Origin of the sequence: Paenibacillus sp. FSL R7-0210 (assembly GCF_038009085.1) — a bacterium.
GTDB classification, from domain to species: Bacteria; Bacillota; Bacilli; order Paenibacillales; family Paenibacillaceae; genus Paenibacillus_AQ; species Paenibacillus_AQ silagei.
Genome location: NZ_JBBPAR010000001.1, coordinates 4498698 through 4520981 on the forward strand (window position 1 = coordinate 4498698; position 22284 = coordinate 4520981).

The following is a 22284-nucleotide window of genomic DNA, read 5'->3' on the forward strand; positions in this document are numbered from 1 at the left end:
CAGACCAGCTAGTTCAAAAAGGCTCCCGCTGCGCGGAAGCCCCATAATAATCCATTCGCTTATCTGCCAAGCTGCATAACTTTCTACACTCTTCAGCTCTATTTACTCTGCCGCTGCCGCAGAGCCGCTCTGTCCCGGCTTGAACAGCCACTCATGATCGGGATCATTGTGGAACACCCATGTGCGCACCGGTCCGGCCATCACGTTAAGATAATACGAATCATATCCCGGCGGTGCTGAGACAGGATGATAGCCCTCCGGCACAAGCACAATGCTCTTATCCGGAACAGCAATAGTCTCGTCGAGACTGCGGTCATCATTATAGACCCGCTGCACCACGAAGCCGTGGGCGGGATTAACCCGGTGATAGTATGTCTCCTCCAAATAGGATTCGGCCGGCAGGTTATCCTGGTCATGCTTGTGCGGCGGATAGCTGGACCAATTGCCGCCGCCCGTGCGCACCTCGACCACCAGCAGGCTCTCGGCTACGCTGTGTTCTGGCAGGATATTAACAACCTTGCGTGACATACTGCCATAGCCGCGATCCTCGATTGCCGCATCTGACGGGGTAATCAGCCGTGCCGGATATTTGCCGCTTCCCGGAGCAAGACAGACTCCAAGCTCCAGCTCTGTCAGTGCAGTAACCTCATAATGCGCTCCCGCCGGAACATACACAGCATAAGGAGCCATATCTTCAAAGACCGACATGCGTCCGCCGATATCGGCGAACCGCTCGCCATCCACCTCTATGTCTGCTTTGCCCGCCAGCAGCACCAGGCAGATCTCGTCCCCCCCGCTATCACGCTCCAGGGTAGCCCCGGCCTGCAATTGGTACACCTTGAACCCGACATACTTCCATCCGGCACTCTCGGGGCTGACCGCAGCGATACAGCCATCCTTATCCGGCGCTCCGGCCTTAATCAGTAGATCAGACATCCTCGTTCATCCTCCTCTGTCTTCAGAATCTGTATCCGCTTACAAGGCCTGCAGTTCAGAAAATCCTGCTTCCGCAGCAGTTACAGACAGCTTGACGGGAAGTCCGCTCAGATACGATTCTCTGGCTGCTTCAGCAATGAGCTGTGCGGCTTCGCCGTCACGGCCGCTGCAGATCACCGGCTCCTGTAGCCGCACGGAACGGGCGAACGCAGCAATCTCCTCCGTGAATGCCTGGTTATAGCGCTCCAGGAAGAAATGCTCCGGCTGATCGCGGGTAACCGAAGTCGCGGTGGATACCTCAACTGTTGTCGGGCGGCAGTTGTCGGCGGTCGCCGAACCCAGCGTTCCGAAGACCTCGACCCGTTGATCATAGCCGTATACGGCCTGCCGGCTGTTGTCGATCACGCAGATCGCCCCATTCACGAACGTCAATGTAATGACGGCGGTGTCCACATCCCCGCAACGGCCGAACATCGGATCAATCAGGTTCGCCCCCCGGGTATAGACCTCAGCCACTTCACTGCCTACGAGATAACGGGCCATATCGAAATCATGAATCGTCATATCCATGAACATCCCACCGGAAGAACGTACATAAGCTTCACCGGGAGGCTGCGGGTCACGCGAGGTAATCTTCACAATATGAGGATTTCCCAGCTCTCCGGACTGAACCAGCCGCTTCAGCTTGCGGAAGCTGGGGTCCATCCGGCGGTTGAAGCCGACTTGCAGCAGCACGCCAGCGTCCTCTGCCGCCTGCAAAGCCCGCTGGGTCTCTTCCGAGGAGAGGCTAATCGGCTTCTCACAGAAGATATGTTTGCCCGCGTGCGCAGCCCGCTCAATCCAGGACGCATGCGAATCAGTCGGCGTGCAGATGAACACCGCTTCAATCTCAGGATCATTCAGTATATCTTCACCCGCAGCAAAAACAGAGCCAAGCCCCCTGCTCTCTGCCCAGGCCAGCAATTCCTCACTCATCATAGCTTCAGCTATGGACTTCAGTTTGAACGACGGCATCGCACGCAGATTGTCTGCGTGGAGGCGGCCGATTCTTCCCGCTCCGATAATGCCAACTACAATCGGTTTAACCATGTTCGCTTATCCTCCTCAAAGGGTAAGCGCTTAACCTTCCCGAGAACAGTATACTTCATGCCCGGGAAAGCTTCAAGCAAATCTTTTCTCAAAAAGATCAGATAAGCGTAGGCCGAAATAAAATAGGAAATAGATACAGTAAGATTTCTCTTTAACACCCCATGAATTCCTATATTATCTAAACTAGAACAGCAAATGAGGTGACTTATGAGCAAAATTAATTTTACCGAAAGCCTTCTTCGTGTCATTATTTCTCTGATCGGACTTCCATTCACAGGGATTCAAGCGGCTCTTTCCAGATACCTTCTGTATAAATATAAAGCTCCAGGAGAAAAGATTTCAGTTGGCTCACATCATCTCCATGCGATGGTTACCGGCAGCAACACAAGTAATCTTCCGACGATTCTATTAGAAGCAGGAATGGGTGGTTGTGCTCTGGATTGGTCATTGGTTCAACCCGCATTAGCTAAGCATACCAAGGTCCTCTCCTATGACCGGGCCGGTTTCGGTTGGAGCACTACACCTATCAGTGAGCCAACTTGCGAAGGCTATGTTCGTGATTTGCGGGAATTATTGACGCAGCTTGAATTAGAACCCCCATACATTCTTGTAGGGCACTCCTATGGCGGAATGATCATGCGGCTGTTTGCTTCTAAGTATCCTGAAGAGGTCTCCGGGATTATTCTTGTGGACTCCACACATGAGCAAAGATTCATAGAATCCACTTTTAATCAAATCAGATATGAAGAACGGCTGCGGCACCTGAGACGGCTAAGAATGGGTTATCTTTTATCCCCTATTGGGTTGCCCCGTCTATTAAAACAACCTATTGGTGCCAAACGGCTGCCTCCACCAGTTCAACATACAGTGAATACACTCGGATATCGAAATAATGCGTATAAAGCGGCATATCTGGAATCTCTCTGCACTATAGAAAGTGCCCTCCAATTAATAGAGTCAGAGCCTTTAGTTCCGGAATTACCAATCATCGTATTATCTGCCGGAAGGCAGAATGAGGATTGGCAACAATCACAGAAGAAGCTCCTCCAGTTAACCGCAAAAACCCGGCAGATCATCGCCACGGATAGCTGGCATTCCATTCAACTCTATCAGCCGCAAGCTGTCGTAGATTCGGTACTGAGTTTATTAAGAGAAAATCATCGCAACCAAACAGACAAGCAGGCGTCTATTTAGTAGGAATATATATCCATTATGAAAGGTGAGCTAACATGATTGGGAGATTCATAAGGGTTGTGGAAGGAAGTTCCAGACTCGTTATTAGTATTTTTCATCCAGCCATCGGGGGAGAACCGGTGAAGGGTATAGACCTGTATGCCCCTTGTCAGGCGAAGGCCGCCAAGCTTTTGACAGAGATGGGCGTGGATCTGGACAACTTGAATATTACCAGTGTAACAACCAACGGGGCCATAGCTCCAAAACAGGGAGGGTATCCCGTCGTCCTCTTCTCCCCTGGTTTCGGTGTAGAACGCGATATGTATCTTGGATTGATCTCCAAACTAGTCTCCAAAAACTACGTGGTAGTTACAATTAGCGCTCCGCATGAGTCCGTGTTCACCGTATTTCCAGATGGCAGCTATCTCAAGCAGGCACCGGAAATGGCGGAGCTGGCAAGCAGTGACTACACCAGTTGGTCCCGTCTGTTAAACAACCGGGTTCAATATATACACGCAGTTATGGACGTTCTTGAGACGCTTAACTGCTCCGATGATGCTGAGCTCGCCGGGCTGTTCGACCTGGATAAGATTGCTGTCCTGGGACATTCGCTCGGAGGTGCCGCCTCCCTGGAGGCCGCCAAGCAGGATCACCGGATCAAGGCGGCTGTCCTGCTCGATCCCAGTTTTCACCTCATACGCCGCGAAGACGTCCCCTCTTCTGTTCCAGTTCTGCTGCTGCGGCAAGAAGCTTCGGCGTACCGGGAGATGGCAGCATCTATGAATGAGACCATTGCATCCGATTACATCGATGGGCAGCGCTATGCCTTCAACTCTCTGAATAATGTCCATTTCTATCGGGTAAAAGGGGCTCAGCACATGTCGTTTTCGGATATTCCGCTTCATTACGGTGATCAACACGCAGTTCCCGTTCACGCCGTTACCGCAGAAGCTGCAACCGCATTCATGGAGGCGGTCTTTTGTAAGGGTGAGGCGGGCCGAAATTTCGCTTTACAGCCTGGAGAAACCGTTGTTCCCATCAACGCAGAGGGTGAACCTGTAGGAACTTAGCACGAAGACACCCTGCACATGACGGACCCTCTTAGATTAGTTACAGGGGCAGTATTGCTTAATTTTAAATGTTCTTTACAGCTAAATACGGGTACTCAATGATACACTTAGGCTATCTTAACTCTTGCTTGAAGGAGTGCTCCAAATGCAATTACAAATAGTGAAAGTGCCCGGCACAAACGATACATCTTATGTTACAAACAAAATGATTGAATTCAATCTCAAGCATTTCCCTGACGAATTGAAGGGCAGATATCAAGCCGTCAACCTTCTTATGAAGGATAGCGATGGAAATGTATACGGCGGACTAGTTAGCCAGCGTTTAGACTACCGCCCCCCCAGGAAAGCAAACGTCTATTCAATTGGGAAAAGCAGATTGGAAATTAAAGGTGTTGCCGGAAGCATCTAAGAGAAGGATAGATTACTTATGAAAGCTAATAGGAATATAGCACTTATTCTTAGTTTCATTGCCTTAACTGGAGGCATGTTCATCTCGTCGCTGATTGGTGTTGTCTTTGGAATCATTAGTATAGCTTTGAGTTTGCAACAAATGAAGGCTGATAGAAAGAAATCCTTAATCGCTATAATAATCAGCACAATTGCAATGTTAATTCCAATAATCCTGGCGGTCACTCTAGCCACTATACTCGATGAGTAGGATAACGCGGGAGTATTTTCATAAGGGTGCTGTGTCTCGAAATGTAGCATTACAGCCTAGCGAAACCGTTGTTCCAATCAATTCAGAGGGTGATCCTGTAGTAACTGTATCGTAGGAGGGTTTTTCATGAAAGTTAGACTAAGCGATTATAATCCGGACTGGGTTAACCGTTACCAAGAGGAAGCTTCGTTTTTAACTACAATATTTGCGGATGAAATCGTACGTTTTGAGCATTTTGGCAGCACCTCAGTGCCCGGTTTAAAAGCTAAACCCGTCATTGATATGATGTGTATTGTAAAAGACATAGGCAAAATCGACTCGTACAACGATAAGATGACACTGCTCGGATATGATGCAGGTGGAGAATGGGGAATTCCCGGCAGAAGGCTATTCCGCAAAGGCGGAGAGGCAAGGACGCATCATATTCATTGTTATCAGGCAGACAACCCTCAGATTGAACGGCATCTCGTGTTCAGAGATTATTTAAGAGCCCATCCGTCGGAAGCGGCAAGATACAGTCAGTTCAAACAAGAATTAGCGGATCGCTTCGAGGATACCAGCCAGTACGGCCCGGCCAAAAAAGCATTTGTGAGCTCAATGGAACAACAGGCGCTTTCCTGGTACACAAGCCTGCGTTCTGATGCGAGGTGAGCCGATGAATTTCAGATGTGAATGCGGACACCGAATCCACGACAATACGGATTATTTGCCCTATAAAGGATACTTCCTTGCGGACCAGGATCAGGATGATCTTATGGATGAGATTGACGATGCTATTGAGAAATCGGGTCCGACGCCGCGGGATAAGGAAGAAGCTGCTATGAGGATTAGATCCTTAATCACTAGACTGTTCAAATCCGCTTACCAGTGCTCCAATTGCGGGAACCTCTTCATGGATCTTGGTCCTGCCGGACTGGAGATGTTCAGGGGAGTTGATCCTGTGAATAAGAATCTGTTACGGTCGGCTTTAGGGGAGCAGTGGCGGGGGCATGTATATGGAGAATGGAAGGACATCCTGCCTGAATGGCAAACTTCCCATGGCATCCTGTACAATGAGACCAATGTCAGCTGTCCAAGCGGAGAATCGGCGGGGAATGGACATTATAGCGATTGGGAAGCCTTGGAACGGGACTATTATCAGTTGTTTCATGAACTCAAGAACAGGAATGCCATACGTTACAGCCAATTGGAAAAGAACGGGACCCTAATTCATTCATGGAGCTTACCTAAATAGCTTTTCTGTATAGGCTGAATGAGTGGAAATAAGCTAAAAAACTCTAAGGAGGAACTCCAATGAAGACAATCCTGCGCATGATGGACCACCTGTACTGGGCGGACGGGCGGATCTTGGATGCGCTCGAAGCGAGTCACACGAAGGACGCGGAGCTTCTGAAGCTGGTGCGGCATGTGGCGGTGGCGGAGCAAGTCTGGCTGTCGCGATTGCAGGGAAAGGGCAACGTACAATATTGGTTATGGGAGGAAGCAGAAAACCTGCCGGAGATTCGGCGAATGTTCGAAGCTAACGCTAAGGAATACCGCAGCTACCGGCAAGCTGGAAGAATCTGCGCTGGATCAGATGATCAGCTACAGCAGCCAGAATGGACGTTCGTTCCAGACCTCCATCCGGGACATCCTGCTGCAGGTGCTGTTACATGGGCAATATCACCGGGGACAGATCAACCGGGCCCTTCGGATGGAATCGGCAGAGCCTGCCCCTGTTGACTACATCGCATTCTCAAGGCTTTAACCTCGCAACTATTAATGAACAAGGAGCGATGCAAGAAATGGAGATCAGAGCATTACATACGGGTGAACAACCACCAACCGGATTACTCTTATTGGCGGACCCTTCCCCGAAGCTGGTTGAAGACTATGTGGCAAGAGGGCAATGCTTCGTTGCTGAGGCGGATCAACAAGTGGTCGGAGTCTATGTGTTACTGCCTACAAGACCGGAGACTGCCGAGCTGGTCAATATTGCAGTGAATGAGGAGTTCCAGGGGCAGGGAATCGGGAAGCAACTGGTGAATCACGCGATTCAGGAGGCTAAGCGGCTCAGATTCAAAACGCTGGAGATCGGCACAGGCAACTCTAGTATCGGCCAGCTTGCGTTGTATCAGAAATGCGGCTTCCGGATCACCGGGATAGACAGGGACTTTTTCATCAGACATTATAGTGAAGAAATCTATGAGAACGGGATGCAGGTGGTGGATATGATCCGACTGTCTCAAGATCTGTAAGTCATTCTCGGATACGGAACAGCTTCACCAATGTTAATGCAGTGCAGAAATTACCGCGGGAGGTAACGCATCTTATGCAAGCACAAATATTGCAATTCCTCAATAATACCTATCCGGTTCAACTCTCCAGTATGGAGGCCGTCACCAATGAAATGTACCGTTGCCACTCGGAGAAGGGGACATTCTTCGCCCGAATCACGAATTATAAGACCTATGAAGAACAATTAGCTGAAGTGAACTGGACTACTTATCTGTTTAATCGGGGCGTACGGGTGCCTGAGGTTATACCTACAATACAGGATTCGCTTGTCAGCACCCTGCTGATGAATGAAGAAGAGAAGTGCGTAGTCTTGTTCCAGGCGGCAGCCGGAATTCATCTGCCCCGGGCCAAATGGGACAAAACCATATTCAGAACCCTTGGACAGCAGATAGGCAGAATGCATCAGGTGAGCAAAGAATACCAGCACTCTGAAGCGGCCCAGCCGATTCCGCATTGGTATGATAACGATGAATATGATTTTCTCAAGTCTATTCCTGCAGAAGAGAGGGCCATACGGGATATTGTGAAGGATGTGCTCAAGCAGGTCCGAAGACTGCCCAAAGATGAGGCGAACTACGGCATCATCCACGGCGACTTGTGGCTGAACAATACGCTTGTGGACAGTGACTCTGCGCTGACGATGATTGACTGGCAGGATTGCGAGCGGCATTATTACGTCTATGATCTGGCGGTGCCTATCTACTCTGCCCTGGAGTTCTCGTTTGCGGGCGGACAGAACCTCATAGACTATAAGCGTGCGATAACTAAGGCAATCACGGACGGATATAAGGAAGAGCATTCCCTCTCCGCCGAGATGTCCAGACAGCTGCCGCTGTTTATGAGACTGAAAGAGCTGTTTGAGTACAACCTGATGCATATGTATTGGAACTTCGAGGAGCTCAGCGAGGAGCAGGTGCGCATTCTAAATCTGTACAGAAGCAAGATTGAGTATATGCATACGTGAGGTGAGTGAGGTGTATGACTATATCAGTATTCATTCTGCGGGCTACGCCAAGACTGTAAGGACGGAGGTACTGGTGCGGTTTATCGTGCAAACCTTGGGATTTGAGCAGACTGGACCGCTTCAATTCTCCAAAAGGCTTCACGGCACGCATGTTGGACTGAAGGGAATCTCCGCAAATTCGGATGGCAGTTATGCTTACTACACCCTGGAAGGGATTGAAGAGGTGAATCTGGTCGAGGTCATCCTGCCGGCGATGATGGATGAGCAGCTCGAACATGCCATAACCGGTCTGGCGATGGCCATTGCCGACGAATTCGGCTGGTGCATTGATGAGGACCACGGTTTGGATACTTGACGCAATCATACCTATTCTCCGTGCCTGCACAATGTATGCTGTTTTTCGCATACATTCGGGCCATATGCCTGCTTGCGAACACAATGTATGCTGTTTTTCGCATACATTCAGGACATACGCCTGCATGTGAGCACAATGTATGCTGTTTTCCACATACATTCGGGCCATGCGCCGGTATGTGAGCACAACGTATGCTGTTTTCCACATACATTCGGGCTATGCGGCGCTGCTGTACCAGCCGATTGCATTCGGTTTTTCGCATACCTTCAGCAACACAGTTACTCTACGAATCACTCTAAGAAATCTTATCCACAAATTTACACACACCTTATCCACTGCAGGAGGAAACGATAGCTTCCTATGCAAAAAAAAGCGGCAACCGAGGACGATTCGTCCTTCGCCGCCGCTTGTCTGATCCGCTGGCTTCTGTCACCTGCCCACTTCCTGTTCCGACTCTTCTCGCCTAAGCAGAGTTTCCCCCTCAGCAGTAATGCAGCGCTTCGCCCAGCGCGACCAGCGCCATCGCCTGGCCGTAGGCCATAGGGGCAATGATGATCCCTTTGTAGTCCTCCTTGGCTGCGCCGATGGGAGTACCGCCGGACACGCCGAGCACTGTGCCTTCGCCGTCAATTCTGTCCAGGATAGCACGGATTGCCCGCAGAGCCGGTTCGCTATAGGCCTCCGGGAGCAGCCCCCGGCGCACACTGTTCAGAATACCAGCGGCAATCGCAGCCGAACCCGAAGTCTCGGTATAGCTGCCGGGGTCATCCAGCAGGGTATGCCATAGTCCGTCCCCGCTCTGACAAGCGAGCAGGGCTTCGGCCTGGGCCTGTAGCGTCTGCTGGAGATAGCTGAAGACTCCGTCTGCCAGATAGGGCCGCATCAGCTCCAGATATTCCGGCAGGCCGAGAGCGAACCAGCCGTTGCCGCGGCACCAGAAGGCTTCACTGAAGTTATGGCGCTCTGCAAAATGCCAGCCATGGAAGAAGAAGCCGGTTTTTTTGTCATACAGATATTTAATATGCAGCAGCAGCTGATGCAGCGAGGTCTCGCGCCACTGCGGGTTGTCGTACTTCACACCCATTTTGGCAGTGAACAGAATCGCCATGAACAGCGTATCAATCCATATCTCGTTCTCATGGAGCGAGACCTCATGCTTCTGAGTCCCCGTAGTCACATGCTGATAGCCTTGCTCCAGCGTCCGGGGCAGGCCGTGCATTAGCCATTCTATCCATTCGAGACTCAGCTCTCCGGCCTCTTCCAGCTCCATCAGCGAGAGCAGCGGGGCAGTCGTATTAATATTCCGGCTGGGTAGTCCCTTCGTAAGCTGCCGGGCCATCCATGGCTTGGTGTATGCCGCATAACGGCCGTCCCCGAAATGCCGGTCAAGCTTTTGCAGGCCATACAGCCCCACTCCCTGCGGCCAATCCCACTCTTCCATCCCGAAGTCCCTGGCAAAATACCCCCGGCGTCCCGCATCCTCCCCCAGGTTCTGCAATTCCGCTTCATTATCCGGCCGGCCCAGCTTCAGCAGCTTATTCGTGACCAGGTCCAGCTTCTGCATAACCTCTTCCTTGCTCACACAGCTAACCGGCACCACTTGCTTCTCTCCTGCTCCCATCCTAGCCTCTCTCCTCTCAGCTCTGCGCCCCGCGCAGCTTGATTCTGAACGTCCTGATCTCATACGGCTTCACCTGGAAGCTCAGCTCCTCTGCTTCCTGCCAGTCTCCCAGCGGCTCCTCCATCAGGTTGCATTCCTGCCAGGAAGCCATAGAATAGGCGCTATCTACAGTAATCTGTGTCCGGGAACCGGCGTACTCATGCAGCCGCAGCACCACATACTTGCCGTCCTCCGAACGTTTGATAGCATCCACTGTCACATGCTCACCATCAATATAGAGCAGCGGGGGCCCTTCCAGCTCACCTGCCACACTGCGAAGCGGATTATTCAGCTCCCACGCCTCCTGGACCACCCTGCCTTCGACGAAATCACCGGTATGCGGGTACAGGGCATACGTAAATTCATGATGCCCCTGATCCTGCTGCGGATCGGGATGAACCGCCGATTTCAGCAGCGTCAGCCGGAGCACGCTGTCCTTGATGTCATAGCCGTATTTGCAGTCGTTGAGCAGCGCTATCCCATAGCCCTTCTCGCTGATATCCGCCCACTGATGGCCCACCGTTTCGAAGCGGGCGTAATCCCAGCTCGTATTCCAGTGTGTAGGACGCTTTACGTTACCGAACTGAATGTCATACGTAGCCTCCAGCGCATGAATATCCACCGGGAAAGCCACCTTCAGCAGCTGGTTATACCCATGCCAGTCCAGCTCAGTGCGGAAATCAATCCGCGCGGTATCGCGGTAGAAGATGATGTCCTGAGTTACCGCTGTGCGGTGATAGGTCCAGGTCATGCGCAGCACCGCCCGCAGCGGTCCGTTCTCGGTCAGCTCACATCCGGTCAGCTGTGAGATCTCGGTCATCTTTTCCTGGTAGAAAATATCGATATCCCATGCTTCAAAATCCAGCGGCTTATCCTCGAACACCTGTAGCACATTCCCGCGCTGCCCTGGCGCCAGCAGCTCGCGGCCGCTCTGCCGGTCGATCATTGAAGTGAAGTGGCCCTGTTCATTCCATACCACTTCCACAAGCGGTGTGCTCAGCGTGTTGCCGGATACGGCTGCAAGCGGCTGAATCCGCGCCTCCAGGGAGGCCTCGGTTGCTTGCCCGTGAACTACCTTCAGCACTGCCGTGCCCAGTGCAGGCACAGACGGAACATAGACCAACACTTCCCCGTCTGCCGTCCGCTGCTGCCACAGCCGGTTCCCGTCAGCGTCATGAACACTTGCGGAATCTGCGGCACCCATAGGAAGCAGCGCATAACGCGGGCGGTTCCAGTTCGAGCTGTTCAGCAGAGTGAAGCTGCTGTCCGTCTTTTCTTGGGCTACACCGTTAATCAGAGCTAGTGAGCGCGCCTCGCCTTCCGCATATTCAGCATCACTGTCCTCGTAGACCTCAGCGATCGACGAACCGGGGATGATGTCATGGAACTGGTTGCGCAGCAGGATCTCCCAGATCCCGGTCAGTTCAGCCGCAGGATAAGCGGTTTCAAGTTTCCCCTGTCTAACACCCATCAGTGTATACAGCCACTCCGCATCCCGCAGCAGCAGCTCCAGGCGTCGGTTATATTTCTTGTTGCGGGCTTGAGAGGTATACGTGCCCCGGTGGCATTCGAAATACAGCTCACCGTTCCAGGTGTGTACGAACGCCTCCGCATTCCCGATCCGTTCATGCAGCCCGGTAAAATACTCCCCGGCACTGCCCATCTCAATCTTCGGAATGCCCGGAAGCTTATCGAAGCGCCGGCGAAGCTCCAGCATCTCCCGCGTCGGCCCGCCGCCTCCGTCACCCCAGCCGTATGCAAACATCAGATGATCGTTGATCTCCTTATCCTGATAGGAATTCCAGATCCCGCGCAGCAGCCCCGCCGTCATCCGTCCGTTATACGTGTACTCCGCCCCATCCTTCTCAGAGGTCGTGATGAAATGGGTCAGCACATCCGAGCCGTCCATCCCCCGCCACCAGAAGGTGTCATGCGGCATCCGGTTGAACTGATTCCAGCTGATTTTGGTCGTCATGAACGTATCGATGCCCGATTTGCGCAAAATCTGCGGCAACGCCCAGCTGTATCCGAAGACATCCGGCAGCCACAGGTACTTGCTCTCTACGCCGAATTGTTCACGGAGATAGCGTTTGCCCAGCATAATCTGGCGGACCAGCGACTCGCCGGACGGGATATTACAATCCGACTCCAGCCACATCGCCCCTTCCGCTTCCCAGCGGCCTTCCTTCACCTTCTCGGTGATCCGCCCGAATAGCTCCGGATAATCCTGCTCCAGATAAGCGTACAATTGAGGCTGCGTCTGCAGGAACTGGTACTCCGGGAACTCCTCCATCAGCCGCAATACGGTGGAGAAGGAACGGGCTGTCTTTTCACGGGTATGCTTCAGCCTCCACAGCCAGGCAACATCAATATGGGTATGGCCCACAGCCGTAAGCGTTACGTCAAAAGTCTGCGGCATCGCCTCTATCGCCTGATTCAGACTGGCGCCTGCCTGATACAGCGAAGCAGTATGCTCCGGTGAACCCGGCTCCGACCAGTCGATCAGACGGAAGGCCTCATTCAGCGCTCTAAGCAGCCACTGCTTCTCCGGCTGGTCTCTGCCAAGGTAACGGAAGGTGTCGAGCGCCGCCTTCGACATGTAGAACAGATCATCAATGCCCTCGTCCAGATAGCCGATGAACGCTTCGCTGAGCCGGTGCTCCTGAATTCTGGGCAGCCCGCCGCCCTCAAGCCCCGACCACAGCCGGAAGGCCAGCTCTACCGTCTGTCCGCCCCATTCATCGCCGAAGATTACCTCTCTATGGTTGTTATCTACGCCTTGATAAGGCGACCCGTTCACGAACAACAGCGATTCGAAGCCGGAGTTATTGAAGTCCCCTGTTTTGCCAAAATCAAATCTGCCGGCAATTTTGAAGCCTGCCTGACTAGGCGGCAGCACGATCTCCGTGCGCAGCCAGATGTAACGGTCCCGCCCGCGCCAATGCTCCTGAAGCCTGATGATGCCATCAAAGGACACCGACTCCGGGTATACACCGTTAGCCCCTTCCTCATCCTCAGCGAACGCGAACTCTGTAAGCTCCTGGACCTTAAGATATCTATACTTTTCTACTTCAGCCTGGCGTTTGATCAGCTTTTCTTCTGTGAATAACATCTCTATCACTCCCTGTATCCGCTTTCATATGGTCACTATAGCAAACCTTCCAATCCAAAAACTACCCTACTCTTGCTGTATTCCGCCCTATTCATTGCATATTTTGCTTTTTTGAGCCTATAATATACAGGATAACGGCAATAGTGAGGAGAGAGGATATGCTTGACAGCGACCTGTTATACGAGCAAGGATACAGCATACGCATCAATACTCCGGCTGATCCGCTCTTTTACTATTTTGACTACGATCAGCGCTCTCACGACATCAATATGGAGTTCCAGCACGATCATGACTTTTATGAGATTCATATTCTGCTGGATTCCAGCGCTACTCATATTATTGAAGGTAATGTACATGCCCTCCAGCAATATGACATTGTTCTGCTTGCTCCGTACCGGCTGCATATGACCCAGTATCCCGCAGGCCCGCCGCATAAGCGGCTGATTATCAACTTCAACCTGCCCAGGAATACACCCGGACTTGAGACCGCTTACAATGCAATGCTCCAGCCGTTCGCCGAGGAGGTTCCGATCTACCGGTTCACCGGAGGGCCGCGCAGTGCCGTGTTCGAGCCGCTCAATGCTATTTTCAACTGCTCCCGCAGCACTTCACCGCTGAATCCGGTGCTGATTCATAGTCTGTTCCAGCAGTTCCTCTGCAGTCTGTCCCAGCAGAATGACAAGAATGCTTACGTGCTGGAGGAGATCGGCAATGCCATGATGCAAAAAATCTATTCAATCACCGCCCACATTCACAGCCATTACGGCAGCGAGCTGTCCCTGGACTCAATCTCCAAGGAATTCTATATCAGCCCTTATTATTTATCGCACCAGTTCAGAACCGTCACCGGCTTCACCTTGACCGAATACATCCAAATGACCCGCGTCCGCAAAGCCCAGCAGCTCCTGCTCCATACCCGGCACAAGATCTCCGACATCGCCGGACAATGCGGCTTCAACAGCTTCTCCCAGTTCAACCGCATCTTCAATAAGCAGAGCGGCATGTCCCCTTCCGCGTTCCGCAAGGCGCAGGGGGCGTCTGGCGGGGCTTCGTCTACGCTGTCGTATTGAGTAATTAATATAGAATCTGAACAACATATAGTCGTTCAAGGTCGATTCATTAACTACTTTAGCGGGTCTCTATGCCATTTATCGTCGCCCATAATTCTATCAATTATATGTTCTGCCTCCCACACTGCAGCAACTTCCAGGCCATCACATTCTTGCTTACTAGCTGCTTTTAGTTCTCCTTTATAATAAATTGAGTATTGATCGGATAACTTATCAATAACACACGCAGGGGGAGGCCATGCTTCCTCCTCATCCTTAAACGGCCGGTTAGCAACAACTGGCCACTGACCCGATTTAAGTACATCATCATAAACTCCGACTATAAACTGATAATCCTCGTCTTGAGGCAAATCTTCAACCGATTCACCTATGTAACGATAGAGTGCAATACTTGCATCCTTTAACCTTCTTCCGAATGCAAATCTATTATTAGGTAAAGGTATCGCATAAATATCTCCAAGTTTTGTTCGCTTACGTTTCGTACTTTTCATGGTTTACCAAACTCCTTTATTGCAGCATTAATATAAGCATTAATTTTGTCGTTCTTTTCTGAAATCCCATTTATACTGTTCCCCGAAGTCCCTTTTTGAGATTTTGCACGGCCGTGCTTCTCTATCATCATTTGCTCCCTACCACGGATTGCAAAATAGTTACTTGACGTTTTATCAAGAGTTGCACGTCCAAATCCTTTCTTACTCATATGATGATTGGCATCCCTTTTCGCAATATTTTCCAACGGAGTCCCTTTACCACTCGTACGACCCGTATACACCTCATTTATAGTAAGATTTGTTTTTGTGTATGTTTGATATGTGGTTTTACTCTTCCCCTCAGCCCCACCCTCTTTTTTCTCCAGATACTGTTCAACCGCTCTAATCACAGGCACTACAGTTTCTAGATCTGAACTCGCTAAATCATCTACCGGCGTTGCCCCGATCTTTGCAGCATATCCTTTCAATTGATTGATCAGATCTGCTACGTTAACTTCAGAAGCATCTTTCTCAGTTTCTTTTTTCCCATTTTTATCCTGATTTAATTTCTCTATGCGTGTCTCAAATCCCTTTATTATGACAGTTAAAGGTTGTGGATACTCACTAGCCATCATCACCACATGCCTGCTGCCGCGTTTCTCGACCCAGAGCTGGTGGCTTTCCTTGCCGATTTTGAAGTTGACCAGCAGACCGGTAATGGCGTTCTTCAGTTTCCCTGCACCCGCGACTACGAGATTAACCCCTGATTTCAAAAGCTTCTTGCCGAAGGCTAACAGGCGGGTATGCACGCCTCCCTTGACAGTGCCGAGGAAGTCACCGGTGGTTTCATTTTTGGCAGCGCCCGCTTTTCCGCTGGCCTTGGGTTCTTCTTTTTTGCCTGAGCTGTTTTTCCCTGGACTGTCTTTGCCCGCACCGCCGGTGATCCCGGACAAATTAGCCAGCAGCTTCGTGCCGTTGCCGAAGACCTGATTGGTCTGCGACTGGGCTTCATCCACAAGTCCCGTTGCTCCTTCTGTGGCTTCGTCGATCAATCCGCCTACCTTATCCACTGGCCCCTGAAGCGGCTGAAGCAGGCCCTGGACCGGGCTGGACGCTGCAATTTTGTTAATCAGCTTGTCTGCGAACGGAATATGCTGGCGGATCAGGTCAACCAGTGATTGGCCCGCCACGGCTTCAATCCCTTTGAATACGGCCTTAATCAGTGCTGACGGCGGATTAGTGATGATAAAATTCAGTACCATATCGACGCCTTTGTTAGCCAAGACGGACATAAGCTGGGCCGGTTTTCCGAGCAGCTGAACCTTTGCTTTAATGCCGCTGGCGGCTTCGGTTACCTTCTCACGAATTCCCTTGAACAAGCCTCCAGCCGCTTCCTTCAGCTTGCCTGCCCCCTCACTCAGAGCCTCGGTAGGGTTCTTCAATACCTCCAGACCCTGAACCATACCGGCATACACCATGCTGAACGGATTGAACCACGACTTGCCCGAGATGTTGATCACCGGCAGAGCCTTATTAATCGCGCCTGCCACCTTGCCGACTGTCTTTTGAAGAATTTCGAACACGCCCTGAAGAAGCTGCAGCACCTTCATCAGTCCTTTTTCCTGGCTTCCGCCCTTCGGAGCCTTGCCCCCATCCTTGTCATCTCCCTGGCCCGTCTGTAGTGGCTTCAGCTCACCGAACAGCCCCTTGACCAGAAAGCCGCCCAAGCCCGCCGGATTCAAAAACTGCTTCAGATTCTGCACCTTGAAATTCCGCAGGGTGTTAACCACAGTCATGACCGTGTTCGCCTGACGCAGCAGCTTAGGGAGGGTCGAGGTCAGCCAAGTGGCGATCTGCACCAGGACACTTCCCCCGCCCGTAGCAAAAGCAGCCGCAACCTCCGCAGCAATCTGCGCAACCTCCAGCGCCTTGCCGAAATTAATTTTGAATTCACCACTCAAGAACTTCCCAATTCCCGATAATATGCCGTTATACAGCGACTGTACGCCAGCGAACAGCTTATCCACCGTTATCCCCATGACATCCAGCACGGCACTGACCCCCTTCTTCAGGAGAGCAGCAGCCGTATTCACAGCTTGAACTGCCTTGTTGACCGCACGGTCGATCCAGCCGTTAATCTTCTTGGCAATGCCCGGGAAGCGGGCAAATAGGGTATTCGCAATTCCCTTCAGCACGTTCCCGAAGCCTTTGATCGCACTGACAATCAGCTTCCGGCCGGCTTCAATCAGCCCAACAACCGCTTGTTTAGCTTTATCGAAAATGGCTTTGACGGCCTTGCGCAGCTGTGTGAAAAGGAAATTCATCCCCTTTTGGATGGCCTCGCCAATCTGCTTGCCTTTTTGCTTGAGCCACTCCCAGGGATTGTTGGCCTTTTTCTTTTGTTCTCCTTCAGCCTCCCCTTCCTTTTGCTTCTCCTCTGCCTGGCTCTTCGTGTTCTTGTATTCCTTGCGGGAATCAGCTTCTGCAGCAGACAGCTTGCGCTTAACCTCGTCTTCCTTCTCATCCTTGATTCCCTTGATTTCCCGATTCTTCTCAGCTGTGGCTGCCCCTGCTTCGCGGTCGTACTCCCCGCTGGTAGCCTTGATCTCTTCCTGCCACTGCGTCCTATATCCTAAGACCTCCGCTTTAGCCGCAGCCTGTTCAGTTTGCTGCTTCCCGGATGCTTCAGTCTTCAGCCGTTCGATCTCTGCCTTGGTATCGCCCTCTGCAGCTGTGACTCCCGCATCAAACGGCGCCTTTCCTTTCTGGTACTTCGCTTGACTATTCTCCATATAGACCTGAAGCTGAGCCGCCAGCTGCGGGTTGAGGTAGCCAGCTACATCGGGCGGAATTGAACCCGCGGGTTTCAGTTGAAAAGCTGGCGGCGCCACCGCGCGGATCGTATGCGCAGAACGCAGAATGCTCTTATCAGGCTTGGGCTGAATCCGGTTTTCTCCGAAATCCTGCCGGGTCTGCTCCAGCTCGGAAGCCTGTACAGTCTGCACATGCTGCTTGGCTTCTGCCTGAAAGCTCTCCACCTGGGATGGATCAGCTTCACCAGTGAGAGCAACCTCCGGCGGATTCGCCGCATACCTGCTTGCTTCCTCCATCATCTGATCCGGATCTGTCTCCTCGGTGACTTGAGGAAAGCTGTTCACTCCAGCTGACGTATCCCCGCCTTGCTTACCGCTCTGAAAAGCAGGCAGCTTGGCGGCGGGCAGCGGAGCTGCCGCTGTGCGCTTCATAGGATCAGCAGCCGGGCCGGGTGCAATGCCAGTGGGTGCCGCAATGACAGGCAGCGCCTTCTCTGCCTGCTGTCTTTGCTGCCCCAGCGCCTCACCGGAGACACCTACCGCCTGGTTGTACGCCTGAGTGATTTCAGCCGGAGCAACGCTGCTTAGCTGCCCGATTATGCCGCCCGGATTGCTGCCTTTAATATGAATAACCGGAGCTTTAACACCTGTTCTCCTGGCTTTCAGAAGCGAGGCAGAAGACTGTGGACCTGCTGCTGTAGACTTCTGTCCTGGCGTAGCTGGCTTGTCTGCAGACTTTTGCTCCGGCCCAGCTAGCTTGTCTGCCGGCCTCTGCCTTGGCGCAGCTATTCTAGCAGAGGTCTTCTCCTCTGCCTCAGCGCCCATCTTAGCTTCCGGTTTGCGTTCCGGCTTCGCACTGGAGCTCACTTTCACCGGAGGCTTGAGTCCACCTTGTGACCGGGCATGGATGGCCGCCTCCGCTTTTCCAGTCTTCTCTGCCTGTGCTTGGACTACGGCAGGCTTGACCTCTGACTTCCCTCCCCGCTTGGCTTCCGACTGTGAGGTTTTCCTGAAGGCATGGATGGCCCGGGCCGTATCCGGTTTTTCGATGATTGGTGGAGACTTGATTTCAGCCGTTTTTTTGGAGCCTAATTCAGGTAAGCTAGGTTTGTCTGCTTTCGCGCGGGTCTGTTCAGCCTGTTCAGACTTGGTTCGCTTGCCTTGGTCCAGCAGCATAAGCGCGCTCCGCAGGCCAATTACACCGCTGAGCAGATTGAACTCTCTGGAGCTTACAGTCTCCGGGGCTGTTCGAAGGCGGTGGGCCAGCTGGTTGAGCTCAAGCGGGGTTCGCAGCGGCGGCTTCAATGCCGCCTTGTCTGCGAGCGGGACTTGCACTGGTCTTCTGTGGGTCACGTTCTGCGGCTCTGCCGGTTTATGCACTGCAATCTTGCTTGGCATAGAAGGTCACTCCCTGATTATTCCGTATACAAGTAATGGTATTTTTAGGGACTGATTCACAGCCAGTTCAACAAAAAAGCTTCTGGACCGCCCAAAGGGCCATCCAGAAGCTTTTTTCACATCTATACAAAGGTCCCGCAATGCAAGAATACCTACACCGTAAACTGAACGCGGCTGAGCAGAATCTCACCCCGCAAGACAAGATATATATCCGTGATTCCGGCGTCCACACCCGCTATAGCGGACTGGCCATGCCACTGCTGCTCACCGCCTGCCGGAACCGCGAGCGTTGCTGCCAGCTTGCCGGACGGACTGCCGGTCCGGACTTCAACCACGCCTCCCTGAACGGAGGATACAAGCATCTCGACGCCCGCTGCACCCTCTGCAAACCGGACATTATGGAAGGCGATCCATGCCCCTTCCTTCACCGGATGCACCGCAGCGCCGCCAGCCTTGCATTCATCAAGGAAGACGCTATCGTAATCATCGTAATTCTCAGCCTTAACCGGCGTATACAGATCACGCGGCGGAACGGTCTCGCCATGCAACCTGATTGTGGCTGACAGCCGGATATCTCCCGAGGAACGGCCTGCCATCAGCATGTATTCCCCATCCTCCACACAGTACTGTTCGCGGCTGACGTCCCAGAAGGAAAGTTCAGCGGCCGGTAAGGTGAAGGTGACCGTCTGCTTCTGTCCGGCAGCCAGCCGGATTTTGTCAAACCTCTTCAATTGCTTAAGCGGACGCCTGATCCGGGTAGACAAGCACTGGACATACAGCTGAACTACCTCGTCACCGTCTACACTCCCGCTGTTCTCAAGCTCTACGTTCAGACTGATAATACCATCCTGCTGTACTTCCTCCGCTGCCAGTGATAGCTTGTTATAATTCACCTGCGCATAGCTCAGACCGTGACCGAATGGGTAGAGCGGCTCACCGTCAAAGTACATATAGGTTCTCTTGCCTTTGATAATATCGTAGTCCATGAATTCAGGCAGCTGGCTGACGCTGCGGTACCAGGTCATATTCAGCTTGCCGGACGGGCTGTAATCGCCGAACAGGACATCTGCGACTGCATGGCCCAACTCCTGTCCGCTGTGCGAGGTGTACAGCACAGCCGGAATATGCTCGTCGATCCAGGTGGAGGAAATCGGATAGCTGCCGACGATCACCACGACGGTGTTCGGGTTGGCGGCATAGACAGCCTTGACCAGATTCTCCTGCTCTGCGGGCAGTACGATATCCGGCCGGTCAATCTCCTCCTTGCCGTTCAAGAGCGGATGGTTACCGACGAATACAACGGCAACCTCAGCGGCCCGGGCCGCTTCCGCCGCTGCTTCTACGCCGTTCACGACAACTTTCTTATGGAATTGGGCTGCTTCGGCAGACGTTTCTTCTTCAGCAGCGCGAATGGTTCCGTCCTCAGCACTGATAACGAGCGGCTGATTGTTCCAGGTACGCAAGCTGACGGTGCCTTCCCCCTCCGGGACCAGATTCAGCGATTCCTTCACATACCAGCCATAGATTTCATCAGCGGAAGCGGTCAGTGTGCCGGCATCTGTCAGGGTAACATATTGTCCCCTGCTGGCAGATTCAAGGGTATGAGCGGTCCAGCCCCACGCCGTATGGCGGAACATCTCTCCCCGCTCCGGCTGATCATGCAGCACTGCGAGCCGTCCGTCCTCGCCCGTGATGCCCACTGCTTGTCCGCTGGCAGCGGAGGTCAGAATGATCCGGTCATCCCCGCTCTCGAAGGTGACCTGCTTACCTGCCAGCTTCTTGATGATTCCCTGCAAAGGGGTCACCGCATATGGCAGCGTACCGGAATACCAGTCTCTGAACGCTTCGTCCCCCAGCGTGCCGATCACAGCGACCTTGGACAACGAGGCTGCATTCAGCGGAAGGGCAGCGTTGTCGTTCTTCAACAGCACTATGGATTCCTTCGCGGCTTCGAGTGACAGCTCGCCATGCGCTTTGCTGAGAATGGCTGAGTCGTCTATCTTCGTATACGGATTACCTTCCTCCGGATCGAACTCACCGAGCCGGAAGCGGACGCGGAAGGTGTTCGCCAGCGCGCGGTCCAGATCCTCCTCGGTCAGCAGCCCTTCACGAAGCGCCTCGTGAATGACCTTAATGGTCTCCTCCGTCTCTTCGGTCACACTGTCAATACCATTCTTAATGGATTCCGCCATGGACTGGGCGAAGGAATCATAGTACTTATGGTCCTTCACAATCCCGAACAGGTCTCCGGCATCGCTGACAATGAAGCCGTCCATCTCCCATTCGCCCTTCACAATCTCCATCACCGCCGGATGGAGGATAACCGGCACGCCGTTCACCGAATTGTAGGCGGTCATCATGGATTGTGCGCCGCCTTCCTTGAAGGCAGGCTTGAACGCTTCCAGATAATATTCGCGCATATTGCGCGGGTCAATGCTGGACGAAGCCACGCCACGGTCGATCTCATTATTGTTCCCGAGGAAATGCTTCAGGGTCGCTACCGCTTTCAGATACACCGGATGATCCCCCTGAATTCCCTGGACGAGCGCTGTACTCAGCCGGCCTGTCAGCTCAGGGTCTTCCCCGTAGGCTTCCTCTGTTCTCCCCCAGCGCGGGTCCCGTTCCATATCCACAGTCGGTGCCCACAGAGTCAAGCCGTTAATAGTGGGATTCTTGCGGTAAAAGGCTCTGGCCTCATCCCCGATCGCCGAGCCGATTCTCTGCAGCAGCGCCGGGTTCCAGGTACAGGCGAGGCCGCTTGGCTGCGGGTAAGAGGTGGCTTTGCCCAGCCATGAAATCCCGTGCGCTCCCTCCGTTCCATGCTTGTAACCGCCTACACCCAGCCGTTCAATGGCAGCCTGATATTGCGGCATCAGACTGACCTTCTCCGCAAGCGTCAGCCGGGAGAGCAGATCCTGAACACGTTCATCTAATGGCAATTCCGTTTGTCTAAAGGGATATGCAGCAGCGTCCAAATGTAATCTCTCCTTCATTCTTCATGATAACGGTTTCATCTCCAGCCAAACCAGCGTCCTCTTTCCTCCGCACAGCCCGGCTGTCCTATCCTCCTCCATCTTAAAAGATCCTTCCTGACAATAACACCTGAACAATTGGCCCAAAAATCAGTTCATTATTAGGGATTCCGTACTGTAAAGACGTTAATCAGATACATCACATACTATTGACGTTATACTATAGATAAATCGAAGTTAAGACTAAACAATGCTGAAAGGAAGTTC

At 52.6% G+C, this 22284-nt stretch carries 17 protein-coding genes; 10 read left to right on the forward strand and 7 right to left on the reverse strand.

The window, feature by feature from the left end; translation table 11 throughout:
- Window positions 1-102: 102 nt before the first annotated feature.
- Window positions 103-936: a 5-deoxy-glucuronate isomerase gene (gene iolB / locus MKY64_RS19210; RefSeq protein ID WP_340955089.1), complete on the reverse strand. Its 834-nt coding sequence runs from the start codon at window positions 934-936 to the stop codon at window positions 103-105.
- 39 nt (window positions 937-975) lie between these two features.
- Window positions 976-2025, reverse strand: coding sequence for an inositol 2-dehydrogenase (gene iolG / locus MKY64_RS19215; RefSeq protein ID WP_209875191.1), 1050 nt, complete (start codon window positions 2023-2025; stop codon window positions 976-978).
- A 207-nt stretch (window positions 2026-2232) separates the two neighbouring features.
- On the opposite strand from iolG, the gene MKY64_RS19220 reads away from it, so the two are divergent.
- The 9 genes from MKY64_RS19220 to MKY64_RS19260 all read left to right on the forward strand — a co-directional run bounded on the left by MKY64_RS19220 (window position 2233) and on the right by MKY64_RS19260 (window position 8522).
- Window positions 2233-3219: an alpha/beta hydrolase gene (locus MKY64_RS19220; protein ID WP_036725774.1), complete on the forward strand. Its 987-nt coding sequence runs from the start codon at window positions 2233-2235 to the stop codon at window positions 3217-3219.
- A gap of 119 nt (window positions 3220-3338) precedes the next feature.
- A complete protein-coding gene (locus MKY64_RS19225; protein ID WP_340955093.1) occupies window positions 3339-4268 on the forward strand; it encodes an alpha/beta hydrolase family protein in 930 nt (309 codons plus the stop codon).
- A 145-nt stretch (window positions 4269-4413) separates the two neighbouring features.
- On the forward strand, window positions 4414-4677 hold the full coding sequence (locus tag MKY64_RS19230; protein WP_340955094.1) for a hypothetical protein: 264 nt from the start codon (window positions 4414-4416) through the stop codon (window positions 4675-4677).
- Window positions 4678-5052: 375 nt separating this feature from the next.
- Window positions 5053-5577, forward strand: coding sequence for a GrpB family protein (locus MKY64_RS19235; RefSeq protein ID WP_036725784.1), 525 nt, complete (start codon window positions 5053-5055; stop codon window positions 5575-5577).
- 4 nt (window positions 5578-5581) lie between these two features.
- Complete coding sequence (locus MKY64_RS19240) at window positions 5582-6160, forward strand: hypothetical protein (RefSeq protein WP_340955097.1); 579 nt, start codon at window positions 5582-5584, stop codon at window positions 6158-6160.
- 171 nt (window positions 6161-6331) lie between these two features.
- On the forward strand, window positions 6332-6673 hold the full coding sequence (locus tag MKY64_RS19245) for a DinB family protein (RefSeq protein ID WP_340955099.1): 342 nt from the start codon (window positions 6332-6334) through the stop codon (window positions 6671-6673).
- A gap of 37 nt (window positions 6674-6710) precedes the next feature.
- Complete coding sequence (locus tag MKY64_RS19250; RefSeq protein WP_076076440.1) at window positions 6711-7163, forward strand: GNAT family N-acetyltransferase; 453 nt, start codon at window positions 6711-6713, stop codon at window positions 7161-7163.
- A 74-nt stretch (window positions 7164-7237) separates the two neighbouring features.
- Window positions 7238-8167 carry a phosphotransferase enzyme family protein gene (locus tag MKY64_RS19255; RefSeq protein ID WP_340955101.1) on the forward strand — a complete coding sequence of 310 codons (930 nt, stop codon included), beginning with the start codon at window positions 7238-7240 and terminating at the stop codon, window positions 8165-8167.
- Complete coding sequence (locus tag MKY64_RS19260) at window positions 8148-8522, forward strand: hypothetical protein (protein ID WP_340955103.1); 375 nt, start codon at window positions 8148-8150, stop codon at window positions 8520-8522. Before MKY64_RS19255 ends, MKY64_RS19260 begins: the two co-directional genes overlap by 20 nt.
- A 481-nt stretch (window positions 8523-9003) precedes the next feature.
- On the opposite strand, the gene MKY64_RS19265 is transcribed toward MKY64_RS19260, so the two are convergent.
- Both MKY64_RS19265 and MKY64_RS19270 read right to left on the reverse strand, forming a co-directional pair.
- Window positions 9004-10143, reverse strand: a complete 1140-nt coding sequence (locus tag MKY64_RS19265; RefSeq protein ID WP_340955105.1) for a glycoside hydrolase family 88/105 protein — start codon at window positions 10141-10143, stop codon at window positions 9004-9006.
- A 16-nt stretch (window positions 10144-10159) separates the two neighbouring features.
- On the reverse strand, window positions 10160-13294 hold the full coding sequence (locus tag MKY64_RS19270) for an alpha-mannosidase (RefSeq protein ID WP_340955107.1): 3135 nt from the start codon (window positions 13292-13294) through the stop codon (window positions 10160-10162).
- Window positions 13295-13452: 158 nt separating this feature from the next.
- On the opposite strand from MKY64_RS19270, the gene MKY64_RS19275 reads away from it, so the two are divergent.
- Window positions 13453-14364: a helix-turn-helix transcriptional regulator gene (locus MKY64_RS19275; protein WP_340955109.1), complete on the forward strand. Its 912-nt coding sequence runs from the start codon at window positions 13453-13455 to the stop codon at window positions 14362-14364.
- A 53-nt stretch (window positions 14365-14417) separates the two neighbouring features.
- Here the strand turns inward: MKY64_RS19275 and MKY64_RS19280 are convergent, their stop codons facing one another.
- The 3 genes from MKY64_RS19280 to MKY64_RS19290 all read right to left on the reverse strand — a co-directional run bounded on the left by MKY64_RS19280 (window position 14418) and on the right by MKY64_RS19290 (window position 22038).
- A complete protein-coding gene (locus MKY64_RS19280; protein ID WP_340955111.1) occupies window positions 14418-14855 on the reverse strand; it encodes an Imm26 family immunity protein in 438 nt (145 codons plus the stop codon).
- Window positions 14852-19045, reverse strand: coding sequence for a hypothetical protein (locus tag MKY64_RS19285; protein WP_340955112.1), 4194 nt, complete (start codon window positions 19043-19045; stop codon window positions 14852-14854). Before MKY64_RS19285 ends, MKY64_RS19280 begins: the two co-directional genes overlap by 4 nt.
- Before the next feature lie 152 nt (window positions 19046-19197).
- Window positions 19198-22038, reverse strand: a complete 2841-nt coding sequence (locus MKY64_RS19290; protein ID WP_340978977.1) for a glycoside hydrolase family 3 C-terminal domain-containing protein — start codon at window positions 22036-22038, stop codon at window positions 19198-19200.
- Window positions 22039-22284: the final 246 nt, after the last annotated feature.